Raw genomic sequence first — 12686 nt, forward strand, 5'->3', positions numbered from 1 at the left:
AAAATCAGTGCTTTTTTTTGTGTGTCAAATAAACTATAATATATATTGTAAGTACCAAAAAAATATTTATTCTACGTATATCTATAATGTAAAAGGTGGTGAAAATTTGGGCCCATTTTTAAAAAGATTCAAAAAAAAAGGAAATAATATGGAAGAAGAACTTAGAAAGATCAAGGCTGGAAATGATGAAGAAAGAGAAGTTTTTATAAAAAAATACACTCCTTTTATAATTAAAAGTATAACCAAAGTAACAAAAAGTTATATTGAAATAGAAAATAATGATGAATTTAGTATTGGTATGGAAGCCTTTAATGAGGCTATAGATAAATATGAATTTAAAAGAGGTAGCTTTCTGGGATATGCTGAAACTGTTATTAGAAACAGAATAATAGATTATAAAAGAAAAAACCAATCATTAAATAATATTTTATCTATAGATAGAGAAAATTTAATGGAAATTAAAGTACAGGACAAATTTAAAAGCGGTGATTTTACAGAAAAGTATGCAATGAAGGAGCAGATATTAAAGCTCAAAGCTTTACTAAAGGACTTTAATATTGGATTTACAGAGCTCGTTGAAGAATCCCCGAAACATATTGATACTAGATTAAATTCTATTTACATAGCCAGGAGTATTGTAGAAAACAAAGATATTAAAGAAGATTTTTATAGAAAAAAGATGTTGCCGGCTAAAAAAATTATGGAGAAAACAGGGGTGAGCAAAAAAGTATTAAAGGGAAACAGGAAATTTATTATTGCAACAGCCTTGGTACTAGACAGTGAACTGGAACTGCTAATAAATTATATTTCAGGAGTAGAAGGGAGGGCCCAAAATGATATATAAAGGCTTAATAATGGAAGTGCAAAAAGACTGTATAATAGTTCTTACGGATAGCAATAATTATTTAAAGCTGAAAAAGAAGTCAAATATTGATATTGGAAAAAAGATAATGTTCATAGAAGAGGATATCATAAAAAAGCAGAAAAAATCTATTAGGCCATTAATAGGAATTGCTGCTGCAATTATATTATTAATAACTACGGTTATAGGCCAATATGGTATGGAACTGATTGATGGTTTTAATGCTTATGCCATAGTAAGTGTAGATATAAATCCTAGTTTGGAATTTCAAATAGATAAAAAGGAAATTGTCAAAAAAATTAAAGCATTGAATAATGATGGCGAAGAACTTCTGGATGAGAAAATGATTGGGATGAAGATTGAAGAAGCAATTCTGTATAGTATAAAAACAGCCTTTAATAAAAAATATATTAACAATGCAAACAATGTTGTATTGATTTCAGAAATGATGATGGATAATAAGGAAGTTAAGTCATTAAAGGTGATGGAGGATAAAATTAATGAAAAGATAGACGAAGATGAAGAAATAAAAGATATAAATTTAATATACATACAGTCTGATAAAGAAGATTTAAAAAAAGCAAGGGAAAATAAGGTTTCTATTGGAAAATATGAGGTTTATAAAGTACTTTCAAATAATAATTCAAATTTAAAAATTGAGGATATAAAGGATAAAAAAGTTAGTGATATAGTAAAAGAAAATAAGGATATTACAAAAGACAAAAGAGTTAAAGTTAAAAAAGAAAAAAAGGAAGAAGAAAAACATCAAGATGAGATAGAAAATAGAGAGAATAAATTAAATGAGAAACAAAATGAAGTCCATAATAAAAATGGGAAGAAACCTGATATCAAGACTAAGCAAAAGGATATAAATAGTGAAAAAAATCAAAATGAAAAAAACAAGGAAACTAATATTAAAAATCAAAAAATCAAAAATGGGAATTATAGATCCAATAAGGAAAAACACAATAATAAAAATTTAAATAAAACGAAAAATGATAATAAAGACTTTAAAGAAAATAACCAAAAAAATGAAATGAAAAATTACAAGGGAAAAAATAAAGATAAAAAAGAAGATAATAGAAATTTTGAAAAAGAAGAAAAAGATAGTATAAGAGGTAAAGTTAAGAATGATAAAAATGATAAATTTAATAAAAACAATGAAATTAATAAAGGTAAATCCAAGGGGAATAGTAAAAATAAATGATTGAGACAATTGCATAATATATACGCTAGTATTCTAGAGATTTTAAGTCTAAATACAGTAGATAGTTATTACAAGAGGTAATTATGTAATTCCTTCGATTAATAAGCAGAGCAATCAATAAATTTTATTGATTGCTCTGGCTTTTATATGAGTAGAATCGGAAGTAGCTATTACAACAATAATGAGAGATTTAATAATAGAGAGTTTTTTGTTTTGCTGCAGGGAGCTACCGGATTCTATTCAGGCAATTTGGGTGGTATCAAATCCTTGTTACTAAGAGTATATGAAATACAAAACAATGTGTTCCATATAAATAAAGTTGTTTTATATAGATGAGGAAAATAAATTATTGTATTATATAATTCTTTCACTTAATCTTAGTAAAGAGAATATTATAAATTAGTATAGTAAAACAAATTGAAAGGTGGATTTATACATCAAAACAATCCTAAAACCATCGATATTTTAGTATGTATAAATTAAGTTTTATGCTGGCTGCCTATAGTCATGCTACATTAAAACTTAAAATAAATTTTGCTGAAATAATGAAGGCTTCTACATTCTTTCAGTTAAATTTATTAATCTCTAGAGTAGCATTACTATATAGTAAATAGGGGGAAGAAGTCTTTATGAAAGATATAAATAAAAAAATTGATACAACATTAGATTTGATATTGAAACTCCCCGAGGAAAGAAAACAAAGAAGTGGTTATTTAAAAACGGGATTTAATACTCTTACAAATAGATGGGAAGTAATAGTAAGGTATTCAGGAAAGAACATAACAACAATAGCTGATGAATTAGGGGCTAGGGTTGAAGTTCTCAGTGAGAAATTTGCAATTTTTACTATAGATGAAGAAAAAATATATCTTCTGGCACAATATAATGAAATAGAATATATTGAAAAGCCACGCAGACTTATTAGTTCTATAGGTAGTATAAAAAAATATAATTTAGATACCCTACAGAATTATTCAGTAAAGGGTTTATATGGAGAAGGGGTTATAATTGGAATAATTGATTCTGGGATAGATTATAATCATCTTGACTTTATAAATGAAGACGGTAAAACACGAATAACAAATATATGGGATCAGTCGGTTTTTGAAGGAAAGCCTCCTAAAGGATTTAAAAATGGTACGGAATGGACTAGTAAAGATATAAATAAAGCTTTAAAAGATATAAAGGAAGATAAAAATTTATCAGTAGTACATCATGTAGATGTATTGGGACATGGCACTTGTGTGGCAGGAATAGCTGCTGGAAACGGAAGATCTAATCAAGAGAAATATTCAGGAATAGCACCTAAATCTGAACTAATAATAGTTAAACTGGGAGCAAGGGGAGGAGAAGGGTTTTCAAGAACTACAGAATTTATGAGGGCAATTAGATATCTAGTGGATAAAGCTAAGGCTTTAAATAGGCCAATTGTTATAAATGCAAGCTATGGTACAAATGAAGGAAGTCATAGTGACAATTCATTATTTGAAAGTTTCATTAACGAAATTTTAGAAGAATGGAAGATAACAATGGTTGTGGCAGCAGGAAATGAAGGAGATAGAGGACATCATTTTGGAAAAAATATAAAAGAGAGTAAAGATACTGAGATAGAAATACAGGTTGAAGAAGAAGAAAGAGTAATTACATTGGAATTGTGGAAGAATTTTTATGATATATTTGAGTTTGAATTTGTATCTCCAGATGGATATGCTACAGGAAAGATAAGCTTAGATAAAGACTTTTATAAGATTGATTTGGATAATATGGAGTGTTATATATGCTGTAATGTTCCAAATGAATATGATAAAAGTCAACAGATATTCGTTTTGCTTTTACCTAAGAATGATACTATTAGAGAAGGAATATGGAAACTAAGAATTTATGGGGAAAATATAGTTGATGGAAGCTTAGATGTTTGGCTTCCAATGACTGATGTAGATCAAGGGAAAACTAGATTTCTCAAGTCCGATTGGAATCATACGATAAAAATTCCCGGAACTGCATCCAAAGTGATTACAGTAGGAAGCTATGACCCTTTAACAGACAGTGTATGTGATTTTTCCAGTAAAGGAAATATAAACCTTAAATATTCCATTAAACCGGAATTAGTTGCTCCATATAAAAATATAATTAATCCTATTGATAAAAAGAATTGTGATAATTTGATCGGTACAGGAATATCGGCTGCCTATGTAACAGGAGCTGCAGCGCTTTTAATGGAATGGGGAATAGTAGGGAAAAATGATGTTGATTTACATGGAGATAAGGTTAAAGCATATCTAATTAAGGGAGCCATGAGAAAAAATAAAAAAATACAATTTCCAAATAATATATGGGGATTTGGAAGCTTATGGATAGAAAATAGTATAAAGATGGCGGAATCCGTAAGGTTGAGACAAAATAATATAAATAGAGAAAACAATTACTTATATCCAGGAAAAGTAAAGGTTTTAGGAGTTCATCCTATGTTTATGAATCCGGTTTTTTTATCCTATTTTCCTATAATTTATAATAGATATAAATATAGTGATTAACAATTAATAGTTAATAATGGTTAAAGCCAATCTGCTACTGGAGGGAATTGAATAATTAGTCCTTATGAAAGTTAACTTTATACCTATTATTCTATAGTGATATAATAAACTTAAGAAATTATATAGAGGATGATGAATGTGAAAAAAATAGATGAAAGGGATACTATGTTTGCCAGGATGAGTTATAAAAAGGGTTCAAAGGAATATGAGGATTATTATAAAAGAAATCCTGATAAAAAGCACATAGACGACGAAATCAGAGAGCTTCCTAATATATGTGGAGAAGGAACCGCCACCTACCATCCACTCAATTCTCCCTTTGCAGATGCTGGATTTAAGTTTTTAAGTGATATAAAAAAATATGTGGAGGGAGAAGTTAATAAAAATAGGGTAGAAGTTACTGCCCAAGAGATGACTAATAAAATAAAGAAGCTTTTAAAATATATAGGAGCGAAGTTAACTGGAGTGGCAAAAATGCAGGACTACCATTACTATAGTCATAGAGGTAGAAATCCGGAAACCTATGGAGATAAAATAGAAAAATTTCATAAATATGGTATAGTTTTTGCAGTAGAAATGGATAAGGATATGATAAATAGAGCACCACAGTGTGAAGAAGTAATTGCAGTTACCAAAGGATATATTGATGGGGCTATAATAGGCATGTGGATTAGTTACTATATTAGAGAGCTTGGGTATGATGCAAGGAATCATATGGATGGAAATTACTTGGTTGTGGCACCACTTGTGGCCAGAGATGCAGGGCTTGGGGAAATAGGAAGAAATGGATTATTAATCACCAAAGAATATGGACAAAGAGTTAGACTTGGTGTAGTTACTACGGACATGCCCTTAATTTCAGATAAAGAGCAGGATTTTGGAATTAAGGAATTTTGTAAAATATGCAATAAATGTTCTAAAACATGCCCCGGTAAAGCAATACCAGATGGTGATATGAAGCTAATTAATGGAGAGCTTAGATGGCAAATAGAGCAGGAGAAATGTTATGGAATGTGGAGAAGAATAGGAACTGACTGTGGAGTGTGTTTATCAACATGTCCATTTAGCCAAGGAGTATCTCTAGAAATGATTGATAAAATGAAGGACTCTAAAGAGTGTATGGAAAAAATTCTAAAAGAGTATGAAGAAAAGTATGGCATAAGACCATATATTAGAGAAACCTTGGATTTATTAAAATGATTGATAGAATATATCGATATATTTTCCCAGATTCCATTCTAATTTGTTTAATTTTCAAATGTATAGTCTTAAAATAAATCCATTAATGGAGGTTTTTATGAAGAAATTATATACTATATTTATACTATTATCCTTAATTTTAACATTTAGCAGTTTCAATGCTGAGGCATTTTATGATGATGAAAAAGAATATACTATTATCACAATTGCTGGAGATAACTCCTTCCCTCCATTTGAATATATTGACGAAAAAGGGATTTATAAGGGATTTAATATTGATATAGTGAGGGCTGTTTCCATAGAAAAAGGTATTGATATAGAAATAATACCTATGCCTTGGTATAAGGCAATAGAGGCATTAAATAATGGAGAGATAGATGCTATACAAGGCATGAAATTTTCAGAAAGCAGGGACATGCATTATGATTTTTCTATTCCTTATATAGATACTCCCAATTCAATATTTGTTAGAAATGACAATAAATATATACATGATATAGAGGATTTAAAAGATAAAAAAGTTGCTATTCAAAAAAATGATATAAGCAAATATTTGTTATCTGATAGAGATATTAAAAATCTTACTGAAGTCAATAACCAAGAAGAGGCGCTTATTAAGTTAATAAATAAAGAAATAGATGCTTATGTTGGTAATAAGCTAACAGGAGCGTATTATATACAAAAAAAAGGATTTGAAGAATATGTAAAAACAGTAGGAGAAGATTTACTTGTAGAAAATTATTGTGTTGCTACTTTAGAGGGCAATGAAGAAATAATTGGTATATTTAATGATGGTATAAAAAAAATAATCAATAACGGTACCTACGATAAGATATATAAAAAATGGTTTGGAGAATATTTTTATGATGATATTAAAATATTGAAAAATATATTAATTGCATTAATCATTGTATTTTTATTAGTTGTTTTTATTACTTTGTTTACTGTAAGCTGGAATAGAAAATTAAAGAAGAAGGTAGCAGAAAGAACCATGGAACTAAAAAAGGAAAATATATTAAAAGAAAAGATATTAAATTCTATATTTAGCTATATTTTAGTAGTTGATAAAGATAAAAAGATATTACTTATGAATGATAAGGCTAAGAAGCTAATAGGTAGTAAAAAGCATCCTATTGATTTTAATGATACAATTTTAGCCAAAATAATAGATAATGATGATATGAATAAAGTAATAAATAAGGGAATTGAAATAAAAAATAAAGAAGTGGTGAGTAGCATTGATAATTTTAGCACATATCAATATAATTTCAGTCCAATTTCTATAGATAATAATAATTTTGGAGCTGTAATTAGCATAAAGGATATAACAGAAGAAAAAACCCTTAGAGAAAGGCTTATAGCAACAGATAAGCTTAAAACCTTAGGGAGATTAGCAGCAACTGTAGCCCATGAAATAAAAAATCCATTAACTGCTATAAAAACATATGTAGATCTTTTACGTATAAAGATAAATAATGAGGAATTTAGAGAAAAATTATTAGAAGATGTACCGAAGGAGATTGAAAGATTAGATAAGTTTGTAAACAGTCTTTTAAATTATTCTAGACATAAGAAAGAAGAAAAGAGGAAACTAAATATTAACGAAGTGGTTGCAAGCACATTAAGCTTTTTGAATAGAGAAATTAGAAAGTATAAAATAAAAATGATCTGTGACATTGATAAAGATGCACTGATTTTAGCAGATGAAGATCAAATAAAGCATATATTAATGAACCTATTTTTAAATGCTATAGATGCAGTAAAGGATAATGAAGCTCCGAGGATAAAAGTATATTCAGTTATTAATAATCAGTATATAAAGCTTATAATTGAAGATAACGGAAAGGGTATTGATGAAAAAATGCTGGGGAAAGTTTTTGAACCCTATTATACTACTAAAAAAGAAGGTGTAGGTTTGGGACTTTCAATAACTCAACAGATGGTTAGAAAAAATAATGGGGAAATTTCAGTACAATCAGAATTAGGAATAGGTACAAAGTTTATTATAACCTTAGGCTTGTTAAAAAAAGGAGAAATGCAATGAATAAACTTTTAATAATTGATGATGAAAAAGCCATTTGCAATTCCTTAAAGTTTGCATTTGAGGATAAATATAAAACATATATTGCAAAGGATTTTCCTACTGTAAAAAAATATATATCCATGTATTACTTTGACATTGTTTTATTGGATTTAAAATTTGGTGATATTGATGGTTTAGAAGTACTTAAATATATAAAAAAGGACCTTGGGGAATGTCAGGTTATAATAATGACTGCATACAGCAGTATAGATTCGTCTATTAAAGCCATGAAATTAGGAGCTTGGGATTACGTTTTAAAACCCCTGAGTTTAGATAATTTAGAGATGATAATTGAAAAAGCTATAGAGTACAAGAATCTTAGCTCTAGATTACAAGATATGCATAACGAGCTTTCAGCTATTAAATCTGATAAAATTATTGGAAAATCTAAAGGTATAAAGGATGTTTTTAATTTAATTAATAAAGTGAAAAATGTAGATGTGAATGTATTGATTACAGGAGAAAGTGGAACAGGAAAAGAGCTGGTAGCTAGAGAAATTCATTATAATGGCAAAAGAAAAAAAGAAAGATTTGAAGTTGTAAACTGTGGAGCAATACCTAAAAACCTAATTGAAAGTGAATTGTTTGGCTACGAGAAAGGAGCTTTTACGGGGGCAGTTAAAGCTAGAAAAGGAAAGTTCATGCTTGCTAACCGGGGAACACTATTTTTAGATGAAATAGGAGAAATGGATTCAAAAACCCAGGTAAAGCTTTTAAGAATAATTCAAGATAAGGTAGTGTATCCTGTTGGTGGAGAAGATGGGATAAAAATAGATGTTAGAATAATTGCTGCCACCAACAGGAAATTATTAGAGGAAATAGAAAAAGGTAATTTTAGGGAAGATCTTTATTATAGATTAAATGTTATAAATATAAATATGCCCAGCCTTAGAGAACGAATTGAAGATATACCTTTATTAGTAGAGCATTTTATAAAAAAATACAATCAAGCCCTAAATAAGAATATTAAATCCATTTCCCCTGAAGCACTGAAGCTTCTTAAAGCTTATAATTATAAGGGAAATATAAGAGAACTAGAAAACATATTAGAAAGAGCAATTATTTTGACAGAAAATGAAATAATAGATGTACATGATTTACCTTATCAAGTAATAAGGGATGAAAATATAAAGATCCCAGATGACAAGCTTATTATAAGCATATATGACACCTTTGAAGTTATAGAGGAAAAAGTAATACGGAAAGCTATAGATAAAATTGGAAGCAAAAGAAAAATAGCAAAAATATTAGGGATAAGTGAGAGAACATTATGGAATAAAATAAAGAAATATGGGATATAAACCGTTAAGTTGACAAAATTAACGGTTTTTCTATGCAAAAAATTCATAGTCTGCAATTTTTGCATGATTTTAAAGAGGTGTATTTTATTTGAAAGAATTAAATTAATATATAGAAAATTGTTTAAAATAAGGGTTTTCAGAGTTTTCAATATAAAGCTAATAATTTGGCATAAATCTTGCTATTATATAATAACAAATAAAGAAGGAGGGAAATTCCAATGAAGAAAACGATTGCTATTATTTTAATTATTAGTATGACTTTAGCGTTACTTGTTGGATGTCAGGGAGCTGGCAGCAAAAAACAATTTGTAACAGTTGTAACAGGAGGAACAGGGGGAACATATTATCCTGTAGGAACAATATTTACTACATTATGGAATGAAAAATTAGGAGAAAAAGTACAAGCTTCTGTACAATCATCTGGTGGTTCGGTTGAAAATCTAAATATGCTTAAAGAAGGAGAGGCTCAATTAGGTATTGCAATGGCTAATCTTACTCTATTCGCCTATAATGGAGAACAAAGATTTAAAGACAATAAATTTGAAGATGTAAGATTTGTTACTGCCCTATGGCCAGATGTTACACAATTTGTAGTTACAGAGAAATCAGGTATTAATTCAGTAAAGGATATAAAAGGTAAGAGATTTAGTGTAGGATCAGCAGGGTCAGGAACAGAATATAGTACTAAGCTTATACTGGAAACTATTGGAGGCCTTACTGATGAAGACTTTGGCTCTGAGCATTTAGGATATAGCGAAGCATCAAGTGCAATTCAAAATAGTCAAATTGACGGGATGAATGCAGAGGGAGGTTTACCTACTTCCGCCGTATCAGAAATAGCTGCTAGCAAGACAAAAATAAAGCTTCTTGAATTTAGTGATAGTGATTATGAAAAGCTTCATTCAATAGCACCTTATTATGGTCAATTTACAGTGCCAAAGGGACTTTATAGAGGAATAGATAAAGATATTAAGACTTTAGGTGTAAAATCAACACTTATTTGTCATGCTGATCTTGATGAAGATACAGTATATGAGTTGGTTAAGACATTATATGAAAACTATGAATCCATAGTAGGGTCCCACAAAGCATTAGAATTTATGGGGCTTGACCAAGCCATTGAAGGATTACCTCCAGTACCATTACATCCAGGTGCAGTTAAATATTATAAAGAAAAAGGCATTGAAATTCCTGAATATTTATTACCGTCAGATAAATAATATACTTTCTTAATGTATTATGGATGTATGCCCTAAAAAGTTTGATTTACGGTCGTAGCCACTGAGAATCCTTTTGGCTCATGCAATAAACCTGTTTTTAATTTAAAAGTTTAAAGGATAAACAGGTTCATAAAAATCGCGGGGAAGGAAACCTCAGAGTCTACTCCCTTTATTACAGTTTTATTGGTGCATATCTATAAATAAACACCCCTTTAAAGATTAATTAAAGCATATTATATAAGTGCGAAGTGTTAAGCTTATAAAAATTAACTTTTAACTTTTAAAACACTTCGCATTTTATATGCTAATAGAAAATGTAGATTAAAAAGGAGGTAAATATATGGAAAAGAAAAAGACAGAGAAAAATTCTTGTGAAGAAGAAATTAGTACTCGGAAATTATTTGGAAAAGCAGCATTTTTCGTAATGGTATTTTCTATAGTTACATCGGCAATTCATATTTGGATCAATAGCTTTAGCTTGATGATGGTAATTAAGAAAAATGCTATACACCTTGGACTAATGCTAGCGCTTACATTTTTAATGTATCCTGCAACAAAGAAATCCTCCAAGGAAAAACCCAGCATTTTTGATTGGGGATTTGGGATATTAGGAATCTTAACAGGACTATATATTTATTTTACTTATGACAGCTTAATTGATAGATCACTAACTCCAAATACTATAGATTATTGCTTTGCTGTAATAACTGTATTATTAATACTAGAGGCTGCTAGAAGAGCAGTAGGATGGATATTACCAGTTCTATCAATCAGTTTCATATTTTATGCAAAGTTTGGATATGTTTTTCCAGGAGTGTTGGCACATCAAGGTTTTACTTGGAAAAGAATATTAACTAGAATGTATCTTACCGATAATGGGATTTATGGTGTAACATTAATGGTTTCAGCCTCATATGTATTTATGTTTATACTTTTTGGTTCGTTCTTAAACAAATCGGGAACTGCCAAATTTTTCAATGATTTTTCTCTTGCCTTTGCAGGTAAGTTTAGAGGAGGGCCAGCAAAGGTTGCGGTAATGGCAAGTGGATTAATGGGAACAATAAGTGGAAGCTCACAGGCCAATGTTGCAACTACTGGAGCCTTTACCATACCTCTAATGAAGGAGGTTGGATACACCCCTAGATTCTCAGCAGCTGTAGAAGCAGCAGCATCAACAGGTGGAATATTAATGCCACCTATAATGGGGGCCGCATCATTTATGATGGCATCATTTTTAGGAGTGCCTTATCTTAAAGTAATGATGGCAGGCATTATACCAGCTTTATTTTATTACTTTGCTATTTTTGTAATGGTTGATCTAGAAGCTCAAAAGCTGGATTTACGGGGGCTTAGTAAAGACAAATTGCCAAATTTAAAGTTGGTTATAAAGAAACAGGGGCATTTAATGATACCGATTTTAATCATACTAGTATTACTTGTAAAGGGATTGACTCCTTTATACTCTGCTTTTTATGGTTTGATCTCAGTAATAGTTGTTAGTTTCCTTAAAAAGTCAACTAGAATGTCTTTAAAGGATATACTTGAAGCTTTAGAAGATGGAGCTAAAAATGCAGTTCCAGTTGCAATAGCATGTGCAGTTGTTGGATTTATAGTTGGTGTAGTGTCTATGACAGGCTTAGGTCAGGTTTTAGCACATAATATTTTAAAGCTATCTATGGGACAAACTTGGTTAGCCCTAATATTAGTTATGATAGCATCTATATTTTTGGGCATGGGGCTTCCAGCTACAGCATGTTATATAATTACAGCTAGTATAGCTGCTCCAGCACTTATAAATATGGGAATAAATCCTTTGGCAGCTCATTTTTTTGCATTCTACTATGGTACATTATCTGCTGTAGTACCACCTGTTGCATTAACATCATATACTGCTGCGGGACTTTCAGGTGCAAATCCTACAGATGTTGCTTTTACTGGATTTAAGCTTGCCTCGGCTGGAATAATTATACCATTTATGTTTGTATATTCTCCAAGTCTTTTAATGCAAGGAGAAATAACACCTTTAGGTATAATAACTGTAATAATAACAGGTTTAATAGGTATATGCCTACTTGGAGCATCAAACGAAAAGTATCTAAAAGGTAGACTCAGTAAGCTTGAGAGCTTTATACTTTTTATCGGTGCCATTACTTTAGTTTATCCGGGCCTATTAACTGATGCTATAGGATTAGCAATTGGAGCAGGAATATTCTTAAAAAATAAGAAAAAGGCTGGTAGAATTTTAGAAGCATAAAAGGGTTAATAATTTCAATACGTAT

General features: G+C 29.9%; 8 protein-coding genes. All 8 read left to right on the top strand.

Annotation, left to right across the window (positions count from 1 at the left end; translation table 11 throughout):
• The first annotated feature begins 106 nt into the window (after positions 1–106).
• Entirely contained in the window at positions 107–844 is a 738-nt protein-coding gene (gene sigI, locus B5X81_RS21260; protein WP_079494710.1) for an RNA polymerase sigma-I factor, read from the top strand.
• Positions 834–2069, top strand: a complete 1236-nt coding sequence (locus B5X81_RS21265) for an anti-sigma factor domain-containing protein (RefSeq protein WP_079494712.1) — start codon at positions 834–836, stop codon at positions 2067–2069. Before sigI ends, B5X81_RS21265 begins: the two co-directional genes overlap by 11 nt.
• A 629-nt stretch (positions 2070–2698) precedes the next feature.
• The gene (locus B5X81_RS21270) at positions 2699–4603 is read left to right on the top strand and encodes a S8 family peptidase (RefSeq protein ID WP_079494714.1); all 1905 of its coding nucleotides are present in this window, start codon (positions 2699–2701) and stop codon (positions 4601–4603) included.
• 132 nt (positions 4604–4735) lie between these two features.
• A complete protein-coding gene (locus B5X81_RS21275; protein ID WP_408606829.1) occupies positions 4736–5803 on the top strand; it encodes a 4Fe-4S ferredoxin in 1068 nt (355 codons plus the stop codon).
• A gap of 97 nt (positions 5804–5900) precedes the next feature.
• Positions 5901–7847, top strand: a complete 1947-nt coding sequence (locus tag B5X81_RS21280; protein ID WP_170917536.1) for a transporter substrate-binding domain-containing protein — start codon at positions 5901–5903, stop codon at positions 7845–7847.
• Positions 7844–9187 (top strand): sigma-54-dependent transcriptional regulator, encoded by a 1344-nt coding sequence (locus B5X81_RS21285; protein WP_079494720.1) that lies wholly within the window; start codon positions 7844–7846, stop codon positions 9185–9187. The genes B5X81_RS21280 and B5X81_RS21285 overlap by 4 nt, the downstream gene beginning before the upstream one ends.
• A 218-nt stretch (positions 9188–9405) precedes the next feature.
• Positions 9406–10407, top strand: coding sequence for a TAXI family TRAP transporter solute-binding subunit (locus tag B5X81_RS21290; RefSeq protein WP_079494722.1), 1002 nt, complete (start codon positions 9406–9408; stop codon positions 10405–10407).
• A 340-nt stretch (positions 10408–10747) separates the two neighbouring features.
• Positions 10748–12661, top strand: a complete 1914-nt coding sequence (locus tag B5X81_RS21295; RefSeq protein ID WP_079494724.1) for a TRAP transporter permease — start codon at positions 10748–10750, stop codon at positions 12659–12661.
• Positions 12662–12686: the final 25 nt, after the last annotated feature.

The sequence above is a fragment of the Maledivibacter halophilus genome (assembly GCF_900167445.1).
Classification (GTDB): domain Bacteria; phylum Bacillota; class Clostridia; order Peptostreptococcales; family Caminicellaceae; genus Maledivibacter; species Maledivibacter halophilus.